Below are 20,128 nucleotides of genomic sequence, written 5' to 3' on the forward strand. Positions count from 1 at the left end.
CTGCCCGGAGGCGCCGACGGCCAGCACGACGCTGGGGGCGCGCTCGGTGACGACGGTGGCGCGGACAGCCCGTCCCATCGCCAGGAAGGCCCCTGCGTCGGGAGGCAGGCCGGTCAGCCGGGCGGCCAGCCGGCGGTGGACCGCTCCGGTGGCCTGACGCACCCGGGACTCGTACCGTCCCCGCCGCCCGGCGAAGACCGCACCCACGTCGCCGCGGGCCAGCCGGTCCAGCAACTCGGGCACCGCCTCGGGAGGGTCCTGGAGGTCGGCGTCGAGGCACACCCACGCGTCGGCCTCCGGCTCGTCCGCGAGGCCGTGGGTGAGGGCGGCGTGCTGGCCGACGTTGACCGACAGGGCCGTGACCGCGATCCGCGGATCGGCCCGGGACAACTCCTCGGCCACCGCCAGGCTGTCGTCGGGCGAGGCATCGACGACCAGGCGCAGCCGCCAGTCCCGCCCGGTCAGCGCGCCGGCCAGCCGCTCCGCCAGCGGACGGAGGGTCGCGGCGTTGCCGTACACCGGGACGATGACGGCGACGCGGGATCGGGTCACCAACCCGCGGTCCCGCTGCCCCCGGCCGCCGGGCCCTCCTGGCCCCCGGAGCTGGCCCAGGTCAGGGTCAGGCCGGCGGCCAGGTCGACGGTCGGTCGCCATCCGAGGAGCCGGGTGGCCGCGGCCGGGTCGCACACCCAGTCGGCGGTGTCCCAGGAGCGGCCGGGGTGGGCCCCCGGGGCCGTGGCGATCGCCCGGCCGGTCACCTCGCGGGCGATGGCCACGAGTTCCTCGGTGCTGGTCTGCACCCCCGTACCGATGTTGAGGACCACGCCCGGGGGCAGGTCGTCGGCCAGCGCCGCCCGGACGCAGGCGTCCACCACGTCCTCCACCCACACCCAGTCGCGCCGGCTGAGTCGGCCCGGCAACGGGACGACGTCGCCGGTGGCCGCGGCCCGCAGGACCGTGGGGACCAGCCTGGTCGCGTGGTCCCCCGGCCCGTACACCTGGAAGGCGCGCAGCACCGCTGCCCGCACGCCGCGCTCGGCCGCGGCCGCCTGCAGCAGGAGCGAGCCGGCGGCCTTGGTCGCGCCGAAGAAGCCCCGCGGCTCCAGGGCGGCGTCCTCGGCCAGCGGGTGCGGCGCGGCGGCGTACTCGGTCGAGGACCCAAGCCGGACCACCGTCCGGCAGCGCTCGGGCAGCGCGTCGACGAGCCAGGGGCTGGTGTTCACCACCGTGGTCGCGGCCCGCTCCGCGGCACTCCCCTTGGCTCGGCCCGCGGCCAAGGAGAAGACCACGTCCGGATCGGCCGCGGCGACGGCTGCCGCGCCGGCCCGCGGGTCGGCCAGGTCGACCTGCACCCGGGTCAGCCCGACGACGTCCCAGCCATCCGCGCGCAGCCGGTGGACCAAGTGCCGGCCGACGAACCCGCCGGCTCCAGTGACCAGGGCCCTCACGCGGGCTGAGACATCGGGGCGGGGACCAGCGGCTCACCGGACCGCCGCCCGGCCTCGTCGATCGCCGCGACCAGGGCGCGACGGTCGACGGCGGCCTGCTCGGCCGTGGCCGCCCGCAGCTCGGCCAGGCCCGCGAGCGTCCGGGGCACCTCGACGAACGGGTCCCGGCCCACCATGTCGGCGTGGAACGAGCGGCGGAGGAAGGTGAAGTCGGCACCCACCCGCACCAGCTCGGCCGCGAGCAGCCGGGTCGGCACCGGCCACCCGCCGCCGGGCAGGGTGAGACCGGCCACGCCGAAGGGCACGGTGGCCACCGCACGGACCGCGTCCACGGTGCCGTCGACCAGGGGCCGGAACAGCTCGCGCGAGCGGCGGTCGATGCGCAGGTCGTTGAGGCCGACGTAGATCCGGCTCAGCGGCCGGGCGGCCAGCGCGGCCGCCTGCTCGACGGCGTCCTGAGTCTCGATCAGGATGCCGACGCCGCAGCGGCCGGCCACCAGCTCCAGGGTGCGGTCCACCTCCCCGGGCTCGCGCACCATGGGCAGCAGGATCTCATCGGCACCGCAGGCGAGCGCCTCCTCGACCTCCCCGGCGGTCCAGGAGCCGAAGCCGTTGAGCCGGCACAGCACCCGGCCGTCGGTCGCGGCCCGCACCCGGCGGAGGTCGGCGGGGGTGTCCGCGTTGATCTGCGTGCCCTCACCCAGTTGCCGACGAGCCTTCCCCCGGCGTTCCCAGTCCACGACGATGCCGGCCGCCCCGCCGGCGACGACGTCGCGGGCGCAGCCGGGGTCCACGGTGAAGACGAAGAGATCCACGAGGTGAGCTTAGGCACTCCTAAGTAGTTGCCTTCCGCCGCCCTCCACGGGCCCCCCGTCAGGGCGAGCGGACGGCCTCGCCGAGGGCTGCGTCGGCCCCCGGGAAGGCCAGCGCCGGACCCGCGACAGACACCGCCACCTGCTGCCCGCCGGCGGGCAGGTCGGCGCCGTCCAGCCGTGCCGCCACCCGCAGCCCCGCGGCCAGGTCGAGCACCACGCGCGCGTCGTGGCCGTAGAAGTCCACGCTGTGCACCACCGCGAGCACGGCACCGGCGGAGGGGGGCCCGAGCCGGAGCTGCTCGGGACGCAGCAGGACCCGGGCCGGTCCGTCGGGGCACCCCTCGGCCACCGGGACCGTGCCCAGTGCGCAGTGCGCCTGCCCGCCGCGCACGTCGGCGTCCAACACGACGGCGTCCCCCACGAAGGCGGCGGTGTCCAGATCGCGGGGCCTGCGGTAGAGGGTCTGCGGGTCGGCGAGCTGGACCAGCCGACCACCGCGCAGAACGGCCACCTGGTCGGCCATCGACAACGCCTCGGCCTGGTCGTGGGTGACCAGGACGGCGGTGGCTCCGGTGGCCCGCAGCGCCTCGACGACCTCCCGGCGGGTCTCCTCCCGCAGTGCGGCGTCCAGGGAGGAAAAGGGCTCGTCCAGGAGCACGAGGGACGGGCGGGGGGCCAGCGCCCGGGCGAGGGCCACCCGCTGCTGCTGCCCACCGGAGAGCTGGTGCGGGTGCCGGTCGGCCAGTGCGGCGTCCAGGCCGACCAGCGCCAACAGCTCCCGCACCCGTTCCCGGTCGCGGCGCTCCTGCCGGGGCAGCCCGAAGGAGACGTTGCCGGCCACGGTGAGGTGCGGGAACAGCCCGCCCTCCTGCGGGACGAAGCCGATGCCACGCCGGCGGGCGGGCACCGTGCGCCCGCCGCCGGACACCACCGCACCCCCCAGGCTGACCGTTCCCGCGTCGGGCTCCTCGAAGCCGGCGATCAGCCGCAGCAGGGTGGTCTTGCCGCACCCGGACGGACCCAGCAGAGCGGTGAGGCTCCGGCTGGGCACCGTCAGGTCGATGCCGGCGAGCACCGCCGTCGACCCGAAGGACTTGGTCAGGTGCTGCACGGTCAGGGAGCTCATGGGGTCAGACCTCGTCGGGCGTCGCGGGACAGCAGCACCGTGACCGGCGCCGAGAGCAGGACCATCACCAGTGCGTAGGGCGCCGCCGCGCTGTACTCCAGCGCACTGCTCGCCGACCAGAACGCCGTGGCCAGCGTGGCCGTCCCGGTCGGCGCCAGCAGCAGGGTCGCCGTCAGCTCGGTCACCACCGCCAGGAACACCAGCGCCGCCCCCGCCCCCAGGCCGGGAGCCAGCAGCGGCACCGTGACCCGGCGCAGCCGGTCGAGCCCCGAGGAGCCCAGCGAGGCGGCCACGTCGTCGTACAACCGGGGGGTCTGCTCCACCGCGGAGCGGACGTTCACGATGGCCCGCGGCAGGAAGAGGATCGCGTAGGCGGCCAGCAGCACCGGAGTGGTCTGGTAGAGCCACGGCGTGGCACGGATGCTGATCGTCACCAGCGCCAGCGCGACCACGATGCCCGGCACCGAGCTGCCGAGGTAGGTGCTCCGCTCCAACATGGTGGACACCCGGGTGCGGGCCCGCACGGCGAGCCAGCCCGTGGGCAGCGCCAGGGCCGTGGTCCCCAGCGCGGCGACGGCGGCCAGAGCGAGCGTCGTTCCGGTGGTGCTGGCCAGGTTCGCGAGGTCCAGAGCGCCGCCGGTGTCGCGCACCAGCCACCAGGTGACGCCGGCCAGCGGGACGACGAGCGCCAGCCCGACCAGCGCCGCCAGCGCCAGGACGGCGGGGACGGTCAGGCCGCGCAACGCCACCGGGCGGGACCGCCGGGCGGCTCCGGCACCGGTCCGGGCGAGGCCGACCCGGCCGCGCATCCCCAGCTCGCCCACCAGCAGCAGCAGGCAGAGCAGCACCAGCACACCGGCCAGCATCGTCGCGCCCGGGCCGTTGAAGGTCGACCGGTACTGGTCGTAGATCGCGGTGGTGAAGGTCGGGAAGCGCAGCATCTGCAGTGCACCGAACTCCGCCAGCACGTGCAGCGCCACCAGCAGGCTGCCGCCCAGCACCGCGACCCGCAGCTGGGGGAGCTGCACCCGCCGGAACACCGCGCCGTGCCCCAGCCCGAGCCCCCGGGCGGTCTCCTCCAGTGCCGGGTCCAGCCCGCGGAAGGCCGCCGCCACCGGGAGGTACACGAACGGGAAGTAGGACAGCGTGACCACCAGCAGCGCCCCGGCGTAGGTGTCCAGCCAGGGCAGCAACGAGATCCACACGTAGCTGTTCACGAAGGCCGGCACCGCGAGCGGGGCGACGAGCAGCACGTGCCACAGCCGCCGGGCCGGGATCGACGACCGCTCCACCAGCCAGGCCGCACCGACGCCGAGGACGACGGAGCACACGACGGTGCCCACGGCCAGCCGGACGGTGTTCCACAGCAGGTCGGCCACCCGGTCGCGGAACACCAGCTGGCGCGCGCCGCTCCAGCCGATGTCCAGGGTGTACCCGACGATGTACCCCAGGGGCAGCAACGCCAGTGCGGCGACCAGCGTCGCGAGGACCAGCACCGCCGGGGATCGGCTCACCCGGGCGGTGCCGTCCGACCTCCGAGCAGGCCGGCCCGAGCCGGGGCGCGCCGACGGGGCGGGCGGGGTCGCCGTGGTGGTCAGAGCAGCCCGACTTCCTGCATCAGCTCGGTGACCCGCCGCTGGTCCAGCGACCCGGGGTCGACGTCGGGCGCCTCCAGCTCCTCCAGGGGGGGCAGCGCCTCGGCGGAGGCGACGCCGGTGCCGACCGCGTACTCCAGGGCCGAGCTCTCCGCCAGCCGCTGCTGGGCCTCCGGGCCGGTGAGGTAGGCGACCAACTGCTGGGCCTGCTCGGGCTGGTCGGAAGAGGCCAGCACACCGGCACCGGAGACGCTGAGGAAGGCGCCCGGGTCCTGGTTGCGGAAGAAGTGCAGCTCGGCGTCGTCGCCCACCAGACCACCCTCGGCCTGGTCGCGGTACCAGTAGTAGTGGTACATGACGCCGGCGTCGATCTCGCCCTCGTCAGCGGCCTTCATCACCGCGCTGTTGCTCTGGTAGATGTCGGCATTGCGCTCCAGCCCGGCCAGCCAGGTGCGGGTGCCCTCCTCCCCCCGCAGCGCGAGCAGGGCGGCCACGATCGCCTGGAAGTCCGCTCCGCCTGCAGCGATGCCGATGCGCCCGGCCCACTCCGGGTCCGCCAGGTCGAGGATCGACGCGGGGAGCTCTGCCTCCGGCAGGACGGCGGGGTTGTAGACGAGCACGGTGGAACGGGCCGCGAACCCGGTCCAGTTCCCCGACTCCGGTCGGTACCGCTCCCCGACCTGGTCCAGCGTCGCCTGCTCCAGGGGGGCGAGCAGTCCCTCGTCGTCCAGGACGTCGATCGACGGGCTGTTCTCGGTGAGGAAGACGTCGGCCGGCGAGGCCTCCCCCTCCTGCACGATCTGGTTGGCCAGTTCCGCGTCGTTGGCGTCGCGGAACTCCAGCTCGATGCCGGTCTCCTCGGTGAACCCCTCGAGCATGGTGCGGACCAGGCTCTCGTGCTGCGCGCTGTAGACGGTGAGCGTCTCGGCGTCGGATGCGCCGCCGCCGCAGCCGGCCAGGACGCCGGAGACGGTGAGGACGACGATCGCTGTGGCGGTGGAGCGCCCAGGCCGGTTCACGGGTCAGTCCTCCGAGGTCGTAATGAGACAGGTAGGTGCGAGCCAACAGCCATGACGGCGCCCTCAGTATGAGGCAAGGCACACCTAAACACGGCGTCCGGGTCGACGATAGCCACCTCCATGCGGCCCTCCGACGCCCCTGCCACGGCGCAGCCGCCCGGGGGCCGGAGGCGAGCCGTCGGCCAGGATCGCGCCGGCCGTGCTGGCCGGCCGGGGTCAGCGCTTCGGGAGCTCCAGCGCCGACGGCCCAAACCGCTCCACCCGCACCGACGCCGCCGGCAGGCCCAGCCCGACCAGCAGCTGGCTCGCCGACTCGGCGAAGCCCGCGGACCCGCAGACGTAGCCGGTCTGCCCGGGCTCCCAGAGCGGGAGCAGGTCCATCGCGGCCAGCCGCCCGGCCGGCCGGATCCCGTGCGCCTCCCGGGTGAGCGCGATCAGCGCCCCCGCCCCGACCAGCTCGTCGGCGTAGGGCAGCTCGGCGATCGTGCGGGCCGAGACGGCGACCCGGAGCAGGTCCAACCGCCCCAGCGCGCGGGCGTGCCGGACCATCGCGACCAGCGGGACGACGCCGCTGCCCCCACCGACCAGCAGGGCCGGGGTGACGCCGTCCCAGACGAACCAGCCCCCGATCGGGCCGCGGACCTCCAGCTCGTCGCCGGGCTCCACGACGTCGGCGAGGTAGGTGGAGACCTCACCGTCGTCCAGCCGCTCGACGAACAGCTCCACCAGCGGGTCGCCCGGCGCCGAGGCCACCGAGTACGAACGCTGCGCGGTGTACCCGTCCTCGGCGGTCAGCCGGACGACGTAGTGCTGGCCGGGCAGGTGGTCGATCCGGTCGTGCACGTCCAGCCGCAGCTCCACCGCCCGGGCGATCGGCCGACGCAGCCCGGCGACCGTCGCCGTGGTCCAGCCGCCCGCCGGCGCGCTCACGGCCCCGTCCAGAGGCTCGCCGCGAGCTTGCGAGTGGTGAGGAGGAGGGGGTCCTTCATCAGTCACCCTGGTACCGCTGCTGCTTCCACGGGTCGCCGCGGTCGTGGTAGCCGTTCTGCTCCCAGAAGCCAGGCTGGTCGCGCTTGAGCACGGTGATCCTGCTGATCCACTTGGCGCTCTTCCAGAAGTACAGGTGCGGCACCAGCATCCGCACCGGCCCGCCGTGCTCGGCGGTCAACGGCTTGCCGTCGAACTCCCACACCAGCCACGCCTTGCCACCGGTGACGTCCTCGATCGGCAGGTTGGTGGTGTAGCCGGTCTTGGACGTCGCCATCACGAACCGACCCTCGGCCGTGGGCTGGGCGACGTCCAGCAGCGAGTCGACGCTGATGCCCCCGAACCGGGTGTCGAACTTCGACCAGGTGGTGACGCAGTGGATGTCGCCGCGGTACTCGGCCGACGGCAGTGCGTGCGCCTCGTCCCAGGTCCAGGTGGTCGGGGTGGACACCTCGCCGTCGACGGTGATGCTCCAGGTCTCCGGGGTGATCCGGGGCGTGGGCTCGGCGGTCAGCACCGGCCAGTCACTGCCGGCGTCGTACTGGCCGGGTGGGAGCCGGGGGTCTCCGGCCGCGCGGCGGCGGCCGAGGAAGCCGCGGGTGGGTCCTGGCACGTCGTCGTCCTCTCGGGGCACCGGACTGGGGCGAGGACGATCTTCCTCCACCCCCGAGGCCGCCGTCCCCCTGGGTGGCGACACCCGCTCCCCGACCGGGCCGGCCCTCGCCCGGGCCCGGGACCGGTCAGGGTGGCCTTACATGAGCTGTGTCACGGTGCGTTCACCTGGGTGTCACGTGGGCACTGGGCTTACCTTTGGCCCTGTGGCGACAGTGACGACGCAGCCGGCCCAGCGCAGGGCCCCCAAGACCGGCCGGTTCGACAACTCGGTCGTGAAGAAGACCGTCATGGCGGTCAGCGGGATCATCATGATCCTCTACTTGCTCGCCCACATGGTGGGCAACCTGAAGGCCTTCTCGGGTCCCGAGTCGTTCAACAGCTACTCCGGGTGGATCCGCACCATCGGTGAGCCGGCTCTCCCGGCCCAGACGGCCCTGTGGATCATCCGGCTCGTGCTGCTCGCCGCGGTGGTGCTGCACTTCTGGGCGGCCATCTCGCTGTGGCGCCAGGCCCGGCGCGCGCGCCCGGTGCCCTACGTGACCAAGAAGCGGGTGCAGCAGAGCTTCGCCTCGCGCACCGTCCGCTGGGGCGGGCTGATCCTGGCGCTGTTCATCATCTGGCACATCCTGGACCTCACGCTCGGTGCGGTGAACCCGGTGGGTCACGACTCCACGCCCTACGACCGCCTGGTCGCCAGCTTCTCCAACATCCCGATCACGCTCTTCTACGTGGTCTCGATGGTGCTGCTCGGCCTGCACCTGCGGCACGGCATCTTCGCCGCCACGCAGACCCTCGGCCAGACGAACAAGCGCCGCGAGCGTGCCGTCAACGGCCTCGCCTACCTCGTCGCAGGGGTCATCACCGTGGGCTTCCTGCTCGTACCGCTGTCCGTCGCCTTCGGCTTGATCGACTGAGAGAGAAGGACACCGTCATGCCTCTCGAGCTCTTCACCGTGGGCGAGCCCATCGCCGACACCACGGCACCCCGCGACGTCCCGCTCCCCGACCGCTGGAACGAGCGCAAGTTCCGCGCCCGGCTGGTCAACCCGGCCAACCGTCGCCGGCTCTCGATCATCGTCGTCGGCACCGGCCTGGCCGGTGGCTCGGCGGCGGCCACGCTGGCCGAGATGGGCTACCGGGTCAAGAACTTCTGGTTCCAGGACAGCCCCCGGCGCGCGCACAGCGTCGCGGCCCAGGGCGGCATCAACGCGGCCAAGAACTACCGCAACGACGGCGACAGCGTGCACCGGCTGTTCTACGACACCGTCAAGGGCGGCGACTTCCGCTCCCGCGAGGACAACTCCTACCGGCTGGCCGAGGTCAGCGCCGCGATCATCGACCAGGCCGTGGCCCAGGGCGTGCCGTTCGCCCGCGAGTACGGCGGCCTGCTGGACAACCGCTCCTTCGGTGGCGCCCAGGTCTCGCGCACCTTCTACGCCCGTGGCCAGACCGGTCAGCAGCTGCTCTACGGCGCCTACCAGGCCCTCGAGCGGCAGATCGGGCTGGGCAACGTCGAGCAGCACCCGCGCACCGAGATGCTCGACCTGATCGTCGTCGACGGGAAGGCCCGGGGCATCGTCGTCCGGCACCTGATCACCGGCGAGATCACCAGCCACTTCGCCGACGCCGTGGTGCTGGCCTCGGGTGGCTACAGCAATGTCTTCTACCTCTCCACCAACGCCAAGGGCTCCAACGTCACGGCGGCCTGGCGGGCGCACAAGCGCGGCGCACTGTTCGCCAACCCCTGCTACACGCAGATCCACCCGACCTGCATCCCGGTCAGCGGCGACTACCAGTCGAAGCTGACGCTGATGAGCGAGTCGCTGCGCAACGACGGCCGGGTGTGGGTGCCCAAGGAGCGCGGCGACACCCGCAACCCCAAGGACATCCCCGAGGACGAGCGCGACTACTACCTCGAGCGCAAGTACCCGGCGTTCGGCAACCTGGTGCCCCGCGACATCGCCTCCCGCCAGGCGAAGGCCGTCTGCGACGAGGGCCGCGGCGTCGGGCCGAACGGCCTGGGCGTCTACCTGGACTTCAGCGACGCCATCGCCCGGGTCGGCCAGCCCGCCATCGAGGCGAAGTACGGCAACCTCTTCGACATGTACAACCGGATCACCGGTGAGAACGCCTACGAGACCGGGATGCGCATCTACCCGGCCGTGCACTACACGATGGGCGGGCTGTGGGTCGACTACGACCTGTCGTCCAACATCCCCGGCCTGTTCGTCATCGGTGAGGCCAACTTCTCCGACCAGGGCGCCAACCGGCTGGGGGCCAGCGCGCTGATGCAGGGCCTGGCCGACGGCTACTTCGTGCTCCCCAGCACGATCAGCAACTACCTCGCCGACGGTCCGTTCCCCGCGGTCGACGCCACCCACCCGGCGGCGGTCGAGGCCGAGCAGTCCGTCCGCGCCCAGACCGAGCGGCTGCTGTCGATCAACGGCACCCGCACGGTGGCCTCCTTCCACCGCGAGCTGGGCAAGCTGATGTGGGACCTGTGCGGCATGGAGCGTTCGGAGCCAGGCCTGCGCAAGGCGCTGGACCGGATCCCGGAGATCCGCCACGAGTTCTGGACCAACGTGAAGGTCTCCGGCGAGCAGGGCATCTTCAACCAGAACCTGGAGCACGCCGGCCGGGTCGCCGACTTCATCGAGCTCGCCGAGCTGATGTGCGTCGACGCACTGCACCGCAACGAGAGCTGCGGCGGCCACTTCCGGGCCGAGAGCCAGACGCCGGAGGGTGAGGCGCTGCGCGACGACGAGAACTACGCCTACGTCGCCGCGTGGGAGTACACCCCGGAGGGCGAGCCGCCGGTGCTGCACCGCGAGGCCCTCGAGTACGAGTACGTCCACCTTGCCCAGCGGAGCTACAAGTGACAGCACAGCGGAGCTACAAGTGACCAGCACAGAGACACGGACGATGAACCTGACGCTGCGCATCTGGCGTCAGCGCGACCGGACCAAGAAGGGCAAGATGGTGACCTACCACGTCACCGACGTCTCGCCCGACATGTCGTTCCTCGAGATGCTCGACGTGCTCAACGAGAAGCTGATCCTCGACGGCGACGACCCGGTGGCCTTCGACCACGACTGCCGCGAGGGCATCTGCGGCTCCTGCGGTCTGATGATCAACGGCATCGCGCACGGCCCGGAGCAGACCACCGTGTGCCAGCTGCACATGCGGTCGTTCTCCGACGGTGACGTGCTGGACATCGAGCCCTGGCGCGCCGGCGGTTTCCCGGTGGTCAAGGACCTCGCGGTCGACCGGTCGGCGTTCGACCGGATCATCTCCGCCGGCGGGTTCATCAGCGCCCCCACCGGCACGGCTCCCGAGGCGCACTCCACCCCGGTGCCGAAGAAGAACTCCGACGCCGCCTTCGATGCCGCGACCTGCATCGGGTGCGGTGCCTGCGTGGCCGCCTGCCCGAACGGCTCGGCCATGCTGTTCACCGCGGCCAAGGTCTCCCACCTCGGGCTCATGCCGCAGGGCCAGCCCGAGCGGGACAGCCGGGTGCTGAAGATGGTGGCCCAGCAGGACGCCGAGGACTTCGGTGGCTGCAGCAACATCGGCGAGTGCTCGGCCGTGTGCCCCAAGGGCATCTCGATGGAGACCATCTCCCGGCTGAACCACGACCTGCTCGGCGCGCTGCGAGCCGGCGGCGTCCCGACCAGCTGACCGATGGACCCAACGAACGGGCCGGCACCCTCAGGGGATGCCGGCCCGTTCGTCGTTCCAGGAGACGGGACGGACGATGGGACACGTGACCGGGCCTGCGCTCGTCTTCGACGGCGACTGCGCCTTCTGCACCCGCTGCGCCGACGTCGCCCGGCGGCTGCTGCCGGCCGACGTGCAGGTGGTCCCGTGGCAGTCCACCGACCTGGCGGCGGCCGGGGTGAGCGCCGCACGGGCGCAGACGGAGGTGCTGTGGTTCGACCGGGACGGCGCGGTGTCCGGCGGTGCACCGGCGGTCGCGCGGGCGTTGCGGGCGGCGGGCCTGCCGTGGTCGGTGCCCGGCGTCGTCCTCTCCGTGCCGCCGGTGCGGTGGGTCGCCCGGATCGCCTACCGGCTGGTGGCGGCCAACCGGCACCGGCTCCCCGGCGGGACGGCGTCCTGCCGGGTGCCCCCGCCGGGCGCCGGCTGAGTCAGGCCGCGGCGTCGGTGCGTTCGGCGACCAGGCGGAGCAGGGGCGGGGCGAGGGTCTCGGCGACCAGCGCGTAGCCGGCCGAGGACGGGTGGAACCGGTCGGCGGAGAACAGCGCGGGGTCGGCGGCGAACCGCCGGGCCAGCTCCGGGGCGACCGGGGCGACGACGGCGCCGGCCCGCTCCGCGGCGACGGTCTGCCGGGTGCGCAGCAGGTCGCAGATGCCCGCGACGACCGCCCGCAAGGCCGGCGGCACCCAGGCCACCGACGACAGGTCGGGCGTGGGGACCACGAGCACCGCCGCGCCGGCCTCCCGGAGGTCCTGCACGGCCGCACCCAGCGCCGCGGCCGCCCGGACCGGTGACACCTGCCGGGTCAGGTCGTTGGCGCCGACCACGAGCAACGCGACGTCGACGGGCCCGGTCACCCGACGGACCTGGGCGGCGAGGTCGAGCGAGGTGGCACCGGGCACCGCGACCACCTGCGGGTCGACGTCGTGCCCGGCCCCCTGCAGCGAACGGGTCAGTCGTGCGCCGATGGTGTCCCGCGCCGTCGCGGCGCCGGTGCCGAACGCGAGGGAGTCACCGAGGACGAGGAAGCGGAGAGTCACACCTCGGTCAACGCCCTGCTGCCGCCCGGTGTGCCGTGATCCGGGCCTCGCTGCGCCGACTCAGCCCCCCTGGGCGAAGAGCGCGGCGGCCTGGGCGTCGTCCACGAACGGGTACTTGACCTTGAACTGGGCCAGCGCGTCCGGCACCGACAGCACGTGCGTCTCCCGCTTCCCCGCGTCGTCGATGGTCTGCACGGTCACCATGTCGCCGTTGATCGGGACCCAGTGCGTCTGGGCGTAGTCGGTGAAGACGTTCATGCCCCCATGGTCTCCCCTGCGCTGTTCGGGCCCCCGGCCGACCAGGCCCGGGCACCGGGTTGCTTTGCACAACTCATGGTGTCGAGATGCTCAAGCACCGTCCGGGAACGTCCGAACTCTCTGTCAGGTCACCTGATCGGGTGAACGAGGGCAGTGGAGGGACACCAGGACATGGGCACCGAGGCAACGACCCAGCGACGGACCGGCCGCCGTCCGGTGCGCCGCATGGCCGGGGTGGTCGTCGTGGCGACCCTCTGCCTGGTGGCGGCCCCCGGCACCGCCGGGGCGACCCCGACCAACCCCTCCGACGAGCAGATCGGCGCTGCCCGGCAGCAGCAGGACACCGCTGCGCAGCAGGTCGGCGCCCTGTCTGCCGAGCTCGCCACCGCCCAGGCCGAGGTGGACGCCGCCCGGGCCCGGTCGGCGATCGCGCTGGACACCTTCCAGGCCGAGCAGGCCGAGTACGAGGTCGCCCAGGCCGCCGCCGACGCCGCCGCGGCCACCGCCGACGCCGCCGCGACCGAGCTGGCGACCGCCCGCACGGCCATCGCCGCGTTCGCCCGGCAGAGCTACCAGCAGGGCAGCACCTCCCCGACGCTGCAGGCGCTGACCACCGCTGACGGACCGGCGCAGATGCTGGAGCGCGCCGCCCTCCTCGAGGCCGCGGGCGCCCACCAGGGTGACGTCGTCACCGAGGTGACGGCCGCCGAGGAGCGGGCCCGCACCGCCGAGACCGCTGCGCACGCCACCCTGGCCGAGGCCGCGGCGCTGAAGCAGGAGGCCGAGGACGCGCTGGCCGCCGCCGAGGAACTGGAGGCCGGCGCCCGCGCGCAGGCGTCCGGGCTGGCGGCCCGACAGGACACCCTGGAGCAGGAGCTCGCCCGGGCCCAGCAGGCCCTCCTCGGCCTGGAGGGCGCCCGCGCCGCCGCCGAGCAGCACGCCGCCCAGCAGGCGGCCGCCGCCGAGCGCGCTGCGGCGGAGCGCGCTGCGGCCGAGCGCGCTGCGGCCGAGCGGGCGACCGCCGAGCGGACGCCGGCTCCCACCCGCCCCCTCGTCTCCGCACCGCAGGGCGGCACCTCCGCCGGCACCGGCGACTCCTCCGCGGTCGAGACCGCGATCTCCGCCGCCCGGCGCCACCTGGGCACCATCTACTCCTGGGGCGGCGGCTCGCTCAACGGACCGAGCATGGGCTGGGGTGTGGACGCCGGCATCGTCGGCTTCGACTGCTCCGGGCTCACCCGCTACGCCTACGCCCAGGCCGGCATCTCGATCCCGCGCAACAGCCGCGCCCAGTACTCGGCCCTGCCCAAGGTCTCCCGGTCGGAGCTGCAGCGTGGCGACCTGGTCTTCTGGGCCACCAACACCAACAGCCCCGCGACCATCCACCACGTGGCCATCTACCTCGGGGGCGGGCAGATCCTGGAGGCGCCGCAGAGCGGCTCGGTCATCCGCGTCACGTCGATGCGGTGGGGCGGCTTCATCGGCGGCACCCGCCCCACCGCCTGACGGAGCTAGACGTCGACGGCCGCCATGGCCTCGGCGGTCAGGGTCACCGAGCGCAGCCGGCCCTCGGTGGTGGGGGCCTGGTGGGCGACGATCAGCTCGTCGGCGTCGGCCTGCTTGCGGAACCCCTCGAGGTAGTCGCCGATCTCGCGCGGGGTGCCGATCGCGGCGTAGGTGAACATCGAGCTGACGTGCTGCCCGGCCCCCTGCTCCAGCAGCAGGTCGGCCTCCTCGTCGGTGAAGCTGCGGCCCCGGCCGAACAGGCCCACGGCCATGGTCCGGCGCACCGCCTGCAGGTTCTCCTCCGCCTGACGCACGGTGTCGGCGGCGATGACGTTGACCCCGGCGATCACGTAGGGGGCGTCGAGCTGGGCGGAGGGCTGGAACTCCCGCCGGTAGGTGGCGACGGCGGCCTCCAGGGCCTGCGGCGCGAAGTGGCTGGCGAAGGCGTAGGGCAGGCCTAGCCCGGCGGCCAGGTGTGCCCCGAACAGCGAGGAGCCCAGCACGTAGAGCGGGACGTCCGAGCCCTTGCCGGGGATCGCGTCGACGCCGGGCACCCGGCTCGAGCCGGTCAGGTACCCCTGCAGCTCCAGCACGTCCTGCGGGAACGTGTCGGCGGAGTTCGGGTCCCGGCGCAGTGCGTACATCGTGTTCTGGTCCGAGCCCGGCGCGCGGCCCAGGCCGAGGTCGATCCGGCCCGGGTACATCGCGTCGAGGGTGCCGAACTGCTCGGCGATGGTGAGCGGTGCGTGGTTGGGCAGCATGACGCCGCCGGCACCGAGCCGGATCCGGCTGGTCTGCGCGCCCACGTGGGCGATGAGCACGCTGGTGGCCGAGGAGGCGATGCTCGGCATGTTGTGGTGCTCGGCGTACCAGACCCGCTGGTAGCCGTGCTCCTCCGCGCGCTGCGCCAGCGCGACGCTGGCCGTGATGCTGCTGCTGACGGTCTCCCCGCGAGCGATCGGGGCGAGGTCGAGGACGGACAGCGGGATGCGCATGGGGTGGTGCCTTTCGCGTTGGTTGTCCGGGTCAACGCAGCGCACCCCGGGGCCCTTCCCGGCCGGGACGGCGCACGCGCGCCTGCCCTTCAGTGATCACCTGCGCACCTAGAGTCGCCGTCGTGCAGGAGATGACGTCACTGCTGGGTGAGCCGCTGCCGGTGGAGTTCCCGATCGACGGCGACTGGTGCCCCGCCGTCCTGCTCGGCTGGCGACACGAGCCCGACGGCACCTGCTGGGTACGCGTCCAGGCCGTCGTCGGCGGGCTGCGCCGCGCCAGCTGGGTGCACCTGGCCGACCTGCGCCTTCCCCAGCCGGACCGGGCGACCCCAGCGCCGGAGCCGCGGACCCGGCCGGACCTGCAGCTCCCCGGCCCAGGGCGGTCCCGGCGGGCACCGACACCGCTCCCCCCGCTGCCGGTCCCCCGCAGCCTGCAGCCCGACACCAGCTGGGCCTGACCGACGGTCCTGGACCCGGACCGGTTCCGGATCGCGGCACGGAGTGCGACCCTGGAGGTGCCAGCCGGAACGCAGCGTCGCGATCGGGTGAGGAGCAGCCGTGTTGTGTCACAGCACGTACGCACTGGACTACATCGACGGACGGCGTGCGGCGGTCGACGCCCGCGTCGCCGCCTACCGGTCCCTGGCCGCCGCCACCGAGCCGGCCGCCCTGCGGGAGTTCGAACCGGTGTTCTTCAACGACCTGGTCGTGGTGCTGGAGAACTGGTTCGTGCACCGCGGCCGGGGCATCGAGGGCTCGGACGGCAACGCGCTCAACGAGGTGCGGCTGATCGCCGAGTCGCTGGTGCACGGCGGCACGATGATCACCGACAAGCACATCCGGCTGGACCCGGCGCGCACCGTGCTCAAGTACCGGGTGGGCGACGAGATCGCCGTCCGCGAGGCCGACTTCACCGCGCTGGCGAAGGCGTTCTTCGCAGAGCTTGAGAGCCGCTACCTGTAGCGGCCGCCCGGCTCAGCGGCTCTGCAGCGCGTCCAGGGCGACGGCCATCGCGGCGGCGACCCGGAAGTCCAGCCGCGGGTCCGGCACCGTGACGGTGTAACGGTCGCGAACGGACTTCTTCCGCTCGCTGGTGAGCACCGGGGCGCCGGTCGCGGTGTCGACGAAGTCGAAGTGGAAGACGAAGGGCACCGGCACGTCACCGACGATGGGGACCAGGTCCCAGACCCGGCGCAGGACGGCGATCGCCGGGCGGCGCTCCTGCCCGCGGGCGGAGAGCCCCGGCACCTCCAGGTTCCAGGTGGAGCGGAGCAGGCTGGCGCCGAACTGCTTGCTGAACATGCCCAGCGGCGCGCCGTGCTCGTCGAACACGTCGTGCTGGGCCGAGGTGTCCAGCCGCTGGCGGGCCTTGAAGGAGAAGACCGGGCGGCTCTTGGCCTCGTCGGCGAAGAAGACCACCTCCTCCTTCAGCTTCATCCGCTTCTGCTCGGCCAGGGCCAGCAGCTGCCCCTCGGAACCGTCGGGAGCGGCAGCCCGGATCTCGTAGCGGTTGACCATCATGGTGACCCGCTGCGAGACGAAGAAGGCCGGCACGGCCATCGGGGCCGGCGGCTGGCCGGACGGCGAAGAGGTCACGGTGGCACTCCAGGGGGTCGGGGACGACGGGGGCCCATCCTGGTGCATCCCGCGGCCACCTGTCCCGCACCTGACTCCGGCGGCGGTCAGCCGGCCATCACACACCACTACGGTGGCCGCGTGCACGACGGGGCGGGCAGGACGACCGGCAGCAGCCGGTCACCCCGGGGCAACCCCGGGGCATCGTGAGCAGGTCGGGCATCGCGTCATGAGCCGCGCTGTGCGCTCCGCGCACCAGGCGGCGCCTCCAGCGAGGAGCGGCTGGCCGCCCCGCCGTGCACCTCGGGAGCTGCGATGACCGCCGAGCGGCAGGCCGCCGCCACCGCCGCAGCGATCGCGACCGCGTTGCTGGCCGGCCCGTGGCGACGGCGGGAGATGGTCCGCCGGGTCGCGGTGGCGCTGGGCCAGGCCCGCGCCCGCACCTGGGTGGGCACGCTGGTCGGCGAGGTGCAGACGGTCTACCCCACCGCCCCGGTCGACCGGCCGCGGGAGCTGGCCCGCGTCGTCCGGACGACCCAGGGGTGGGAGCGCGGGCAGTCCCACCGGCCACTCGCCCGGGCCGTGCGGTGGGAGCCGGTGCCGACGGCGCTGGCCTGGCGCCGGTGGCCGGTCGCCGACCTCCCCGACCAGGCCGCGGTCGCCCGGCTGCTCGACGTCGACGCCGGGGAGCTGGCGTGGTTCGCCGACGCCCGCCGGCTGGAACGCACGGCCGGCGAGGCGCTGCGGCACTACCGGTGGCGGGTGGTGCAGCGCCCGGCCGGGGTCCGGCTGCTCGCCGCGCCCAAGCCGCGGCTCAAGGAGGCGCAGCGGCGGCTGCTGCGGCACGTGCTCGACCGCGTCCCGGCCCACGACGCCGCGCACGGCTGCGTGCCCGGCCGCTCGGTGCGCACCGCGGTGGCCCCGCACGCCGGGTCGGCGGTCGTGCTGCGGATGGACCTGGAGGCGTTCTTCGCCAGCGTCGCCGCCGGTCGGGTGCACGGCCTGCTGCTGGGGCGTCGCCGGGCTGCCCGAACCGGTGGCCCACGTGCTCACCGGCCTGATGACGACGGTGCTGCCGACCGAGGTGTGGCGGCGCATCCCGCCCCCGGACGGCATCGAGGCGCGGGAGCGGCACCGGCGCCTGGAGCAGCGGCTGACGGTGCCGCACCTGCCGCAGGGGGCCCCGACGTCCCCGGCGCTGGCCAACCTGGTCTGCCACCGCCTCGACCGCCGACTGGCCGGCCTCGCCGCCGCCTCCGGTGGCACCTACACCCGGTACGTCGACGACCTGACCTTCAGCGGGGACCGGCGGATCGCCCGCGACCGGTTCGCCGACCTGGTCACCGACGTGGTCACCGACGAGGGCTTCCGGGTGAACGCGGCGAAGACCTCGGCCACCAGCGCCGCCCGCCGGCAGGCGGTGCTGGGCACCGTGGTCAACGACCACCCGACGCTGCCCAGGCCGGAGCGGGACGCGTTGCGGGCGCTGCTGCACAACTGCGCCGTCCACGGCTGGACGACGCAGACCCGGGGCCGCGACCCGGGCACCTTCCGCGACCACGTGCTGGGCCGAGTGGCCTGGGCCGCCTCGGTCGACCCGGCGTTCGGCGCGCGGCTGCACCGCCTGGCCGACCGGATCGACTGGACCGCACCCGCTCACTCGTAGGCTCGGCCGATGACCGTGGTCACCCGATGAGCGCCCGGTTCGAGGAGCTCGACTGGAGCCCCACGCCGATCGGCGAGGTGAGCCTGCGCCGGCGGCGGGACCCGGCGACCGGCCTGGACGTCTTCGAGGTGAAGCTCGGCGACGAGTTCCTGATGTCCACCCAGTTCACCGTGGCCGAGGTGGCGGTGGCCCGCCTGGCCCTGGCCCGCCTCGACGCACCTGCCCCGGATGCCCCCGGCCTGGCCGTCGCGGTGGGCGGGCTGGGGCTCGGCTACACCGCGGAGGCCGTGCTGGCCGACCCGCGGGTGGCCGAACTGGTGGTGGTCGACCTGCTCGAGCCGGTGATCGACTGGCACGAACGCGGCCTGGTGCCGGTCGGCCCGACGCTCACCGCCGACCCCCGCTGCCGATTCGTGCACGGGGACTTCTTCGCGATGGCCGCGGGCACCGGCTTCGACCCGGTCGCGCCGGACCGGGTGTTCGACGCCGTCGTCGTCGACATCGACCACTCACCGCAGCACCTGCTCGCCGACGGCAGCGCCGGCTTCTACGGGGTCGACGGCACCCAGCAGCTGGCCCGGCACCTGCGGTCGGGCGGGGTGTTCTCGCTGTGGTCGAACGACCCGCCCGAGGACGGCTACCTGGCCGTGCTGTCCGAGGTCCTCACCGACGTCGCCGCCGAGGTCGTCAGCTTCCCCAACCCGCTGCAGGGCCGGCCGGCCACCAACACGGTCTACCTGGGCACGAAGCCGCGCTGACCGTCGGGTCAGTCCCGCAGCGGCGCGATGCAGCAGCCGTCACAGGGATGCGCGCCGGAGACGCCGCCGACCGACTGGAGGTACAGGACGTCGTCGGGGTCGGGGTGCCCGACGCCGTGCGGGCAGGTGCGCTCGAAGTGGCCGCGTGCCGGGTGCCAGACCAGCGGCCACTCCCGCATGTGGTGGTCGCCGGCCTCGGGGAACGGGAAGTCCCGCCGGATCGCCCCGGCGCCGTCGTCCATGTCCGGCGCCCTCCCGACTGGTCCGGTCGTGTCGGAGCCGGGTGCCGTCCACGCTGTCATGCCCCCAGCCTCGTCAGGCTCGGTGGCACGCCGCTGTGCCCGAGGTGTGTCCAGCCTGTGGACCGTCCCCTGGTCAGCTCGGCGGTGCGACGGTGGTGGCCGGCGGCGGCGCCGGGCTCGCGGGCGACGTGCCCGTGGGCGCCCCGGGGGCCGTCCCCGTGGGCGCCCCGGGGGCCGTCCCCGTGGGTGTCCCCTCCGCCACCTCGCTGACGACCTGGCAGCCGGCGATGTCGCCGCTCAGCCGCCCCTGCAGGGGCTGCAGCTGCCGGATGACCTCGTCCAGCCGGGCCGCGTTGAACTCGCCGGCCGCCTCACCCAGGTCGTCGATGGCGGCGACGACGTCCTGCGCCCCGTTGACCGCGCGCAGGCAGGCGGCGTTGACGACCACCTCGGCGGTCTCCCCCGTGGGCGGGGCGTCCGGCAGCGGGACGCCGACGCCGGTCGCCGGCCCGGCCGGGGTGGCGACCGGGACCGGCGCCGACCCGTCGTCCAGCAACCCGACGACGAGCCCGCCGACGAAGAGCCCGAGCACGAAGGTGGCCGCGGCCAGCCACCACCGCACCGCACGGCCGGACCGCTCGTCAGGGTCCGGGGAGCTGGTCCCGCCGTCTGTCTCGGGGTCGGCCATGGTCGTCCTCTCACCGTCGAGCGCGGGCGCACAACCGCCGGTAGCCTACGGCTGCTGAGCCCATCCGGTAGGACCGTGAGGC

24 protein-coding genes are annotated in these 20,128 nt (G+C 73.9%); 9 read left to right on the forward strand and 15 right to left on the reverse strand.

From position 1 onward, the window contains the following. The 8 genes from G5C62_RS12390 to G5C62_RS12425 form a co-directional block, all read right to left on the reverse strand. Positions 1-552 (reverse strand): glycosyltransferase (locus G5C62_RS12390; protein WP_241175866.1); only part of this gene is annotated, 552 nt, incomplete at its 3' end. Continuing rightward, entirely contained in the window at positions 549-1,448 is a 900-nt protein-coding gene (locus G5C62_RS12395; protein WP_164701244.1) for an NAD(P)-dependent oxidoreductase, read from the reverse strand. The genes G5C62_RS12390 and G5C62_RS12395, both read right to left, overlap by 4 nt. Continuing rightward, the gene (locus tag G5C62_RS12400; RefSeq protein WP_164701245.1) at positions 1,445-2,263 is read right to left on the reverse strand and encodes an aldolase; all 819 of its coding nucleotides are present in this window, start codon (positions 2,261-2,263) and stop codon (positions 1,445-1,447) included. The genes G5C62_RS12395 and G5C62_RS12400 overlap by 4 nt, the downstream gene beginning before the upstream one ends. 58 nt (positions 2,264-2,321) lie before the next feature. After that, a complete protein-coding gene (locus tag G5C62_RS12405) occupies positions 2,322-3,389 on the reverse strand; it encodes an ABC transporter ATP-binding protein (protein WP_164701246.1) in 1,068 nt (355 codons plus the stop codon). Continuing rightward, positions 3,386-4,903, reverse strand: coding sequence for an iron ABC transporter permease (locus G5C62_RS12410; RefSeq protein ID WP_241175867.1), 1,518 nt, complete (start codon positions 4,901-4,903; stop codon positions 3,386-3,388). The genes G5C62_RS12405 and G5C62_RS12410 overlap by 4 nt, the downstream gene beginning before the upstream one ends. 80 nt (positions 4,904-4,983) lie before the next feature. Then, on the reverse strand, positions 4,984-6,003 hold the full coding sequence (locus G5C62_RS12415; protein WP_164701247.1) for an iron ABC transporter substrate-binding protein: 1,020 nt from the start codon (positions 6,001-6,003) through the stop codon (positions 4,984-4,986). 216 nt (positions 6,004-6,219) lie between these two features. After that, complete coding sequence (locus G5C62_RS12420) at positions 6,220-6,933, reverse strand: FAD-binding oxidoreductase (protein ID WP_241175868.1); 714 nt, start codon at positions 6,931-6,933, stop codon at positions 6,220-6,222. 58 nt (positions 6,934-6,991) lie between these two features. After that, a complete protein-coding gene (locus G5C62_RS12425; protein ID WP_164701248.1) occupies positions 6,992-7,603 on the reverse strand; it encodes a sulfite oxidase-like oxidoreductase in 612 nt (203 codons plus the stop codon). Between the two features lie 205 nt (positions 7,604-7,808). On the opposite strand from G5C62_RS12425, the gene G5C62_RS12430 reads away from it, so the two are divergent. The 4 genes from G5C62_RS12430 to G5C62_RS12445 all read left to right on the forward strand — a co-directional run bounded on the left by G5C62_RS12430 (position 7,809) and on the right by G5C62_RS12445 (position 11,748). After that, on the forward strand, positions 7,809-8,519 hold the full coding sequence (locus G5C62_RS12430) for a succinate dehydrogenase cytochrome b subunit (protein WP_036337418.1): 711 nt from the start codon (positions 7,809-7,811) through the stop codon (positions 8,517-8,519). A gap of 17 nt (positions 8,520-8,536) precedes the next feature. Continuing rightward, entirely contained in the window at positions 8,537-10,483 is a 1,947-nt protein-coding gene (locus G5C62_RS12435) for a fumarate reductase/succinate dehydrogenase flavoprotein subunit (protein WP_164701249.1), read from the forward strand. A 19-nt stretch (positions 10,484-10,502) separates the two neighbouring features. Continuing rightward, positions 10,503-11,282: a succinate dehydrogenase/fumarate reductase iron-sulfur subunit gene (locus tag G5C62_RS12440; protein WP_231558419.1), complete on the forward strand. Its 780-nt coding sequence runs from the start codon at positions 10,503-10,505 to the stop codon at positions 11,280-11,282. Between the two features lie 85 nt (positions 11,283-11,367). After that, positions 11,368-11,748: a thiol-disulfide oxidoreductase DCC family protein gene (locus tag G5C62_RS12445; protein ID WP_206330612.1), complete on the forward strand. Its 381-nt coding sequence runs from the start codon at positions 11,368-11,370 to the stop codon at positions 11,746-11,748. 1 nt (position 11,749) lies between these two features. Here G5C62_RS12445 and G5C62_RS12450 read toward each other — a convergent pair whose 3' ends face one another. Both G5C62_RS12450 and G5C62_RS12455 read right to left on the reverse strand, forming a co-directional pair. After that, positions 11,750-12,358: a GDSL-type esterase/lipase family protein gene (locus G5C62_RS12450; RefSeq protein ID WP_164701251.1), complete on the reverse strand. Its 609-nt coding sequence runs from the start codon at positions 12,356-12,358 to the stop codon at positions 11,750-11,752. A gap of 60 nt (positions 12,359-12,418) precedes the next feature. Continuing rightward, the gene (locus G5C62_RS12455) at positions 12,419-12,616 is read right to left on the reverse strand and encodes a hypothetical protein (protein ID WP_036337408.1); all 198 of its coding nucleotides are present in this window, start codon (positions 12,614-12,616) and stop codon (positions 12,419-12,421) included. Positions 12,617-12,787: 171 nt separating this feature from the next. Between G5C62_RS12455 and G5C62_RS12460 the strand changes: the two genes are divergently transcribed. Continuing rightward, positions 12,788-14,122 (forward strand): NlpC/P60 family protein, encoded by a 1,335-nt coding sequence (locus G5C62_RS12460; RefSeq protein ID WP_164701252.1) that lies wholly within the window; start codon positions 12,788-12,790, stop codon positions 14,120-14,122. A 5-nt stretch (positions 14,123-14,127) separates the two neighbouring features. On the opposite strand, the gene G5C62_RS12465 is transcribed toward G5C62_RS12460, so the two are convergent. After that, positions 14,128-15,117, reverse strand: coding sequence for an LLM class flavin-dependent oxidoreductase (locus tag G5C62_RS12465; protein ID WP_164701253.1), 990 nt, complete (start codon positions 15,115-15,117; stop codon positions 14,128-14,130). A gap of 122 nt (positions 15,118-15,239) precedes the next feature. On the opposite strand from G5C62_RS12465, the gene G5C62_RS12470 reads away from it, so the two are divergent. Further along, positions 15,240-15,575 carry a hypothetical protein gene (locus G5C62_RS12470; protein WP_164701254.1) on the forward strand — a complete coding sequence of 112 codons (336 nt, stop codon included), beginning with the start codon at positions 15,240-15,242 and terminating at the stop codon, positions 15,573-15,575. 100 nt (positions 15,576-15,675) lie between these two features. After that, positions 15,676-16,080, forward strand: a complete 405-nt coding sequence (locus G5C62_RS12475; RefSeq protein ID WP_036337400.1) for a hypothetical protein — start codon at positions 15,676-15,678, stop codon at positions 16,078-16,080. A gap of 12 nt (positions 16,081-16,092) precedes the next feature. On the opposite strand, the gene G5C62_RS12480 is transcribed toward G5C62_RS12475, so the two are convergent. Next, complete coding sequence (locus tag G5C62_RS12480; protein ID WP_231558418.1) at positions 16,093-16,713, reverse strand: hypothetical protein; 621 nt, start codon at positions 16,711-16,713, stop codon at positions 16,093-16,095. A 206-nt stretch (positions 16,714-16,919) separates the two neighbouring features. Next, a complete protein-coding gene (locus tag G5C62_RS12485; protein WP_164701242.1) occupies positions 16,920-17,147 on the reverse strand; it encodes a hypothetical protein in 228 nt (75 codons plus the stop codon). A gap of 590 nt (positions 17,148-17,737) precedes the next feature. On the opposite strand from G5C62_RS12485, the gene G5C62_RS27535 reads away from it, so the two are divergent. Both G5C62_RS27535 and G5C62_RS12495 read left to right on the forward strand, forming a co-directional pair. Beyond that, positions 17,738-18,358: a reverse transcriptase domain-containing protein gene (locus tag G5C62_RS27535; RefSeq protein WP_206330613.1), complete on the forward strand. Its 621-nt coding sequence runs from the start codon at positions 17,738-17,740 to the stop codon at positions 18,356-18,358. Positions 18,359-18,384: 26 nt separating this feature from the next. Further along, a complete protein-coding gene (locus tag G5C62_RS12495) occupies positions 18,385-19,116 on the forward strand; it encodes a spermidine synthase (protein ID WP_036337393.1) in 732 nt (243 codons plus the stop codon). An 8-nt stretch (positions 19,117-19,124) separates the two neighbouring features. Here the strand turns inward: G5C62_RS12495 and G5C62_RS12500 are convergent, their stop codons facing one another. Beyond that, complete coding sequence (locus G5C62_RS12500; RefSeq protein ID WP_036337391.1) at positions 19,125-19,358, reverse strand: hypothetical protein; 234 nt, start codon at positions 19,356-19,358, stop codon at positions 19,125-19,127. A gap of 133 nt (positions 19,359-19,491) precedes the next feature. Continuing rightward, positions 19,492-20,046 carry a hypothetical protein gene (locus G5C62_RS28105; RefSeq protein ID WP_164701255.1) on the reverse strand — a complete coding sequence of 185 codons (555 nt, stop codon included), beginning with the start codon at positions 20,044-20,046 and terminating at the stop codon, positions 19,492-19,494. Positions 20,047-20,128 lie beyond the last annotated feature (82 nt).

Source organism: Modestobacter sp. KNN46-3 (assembly GCF_011039295.1).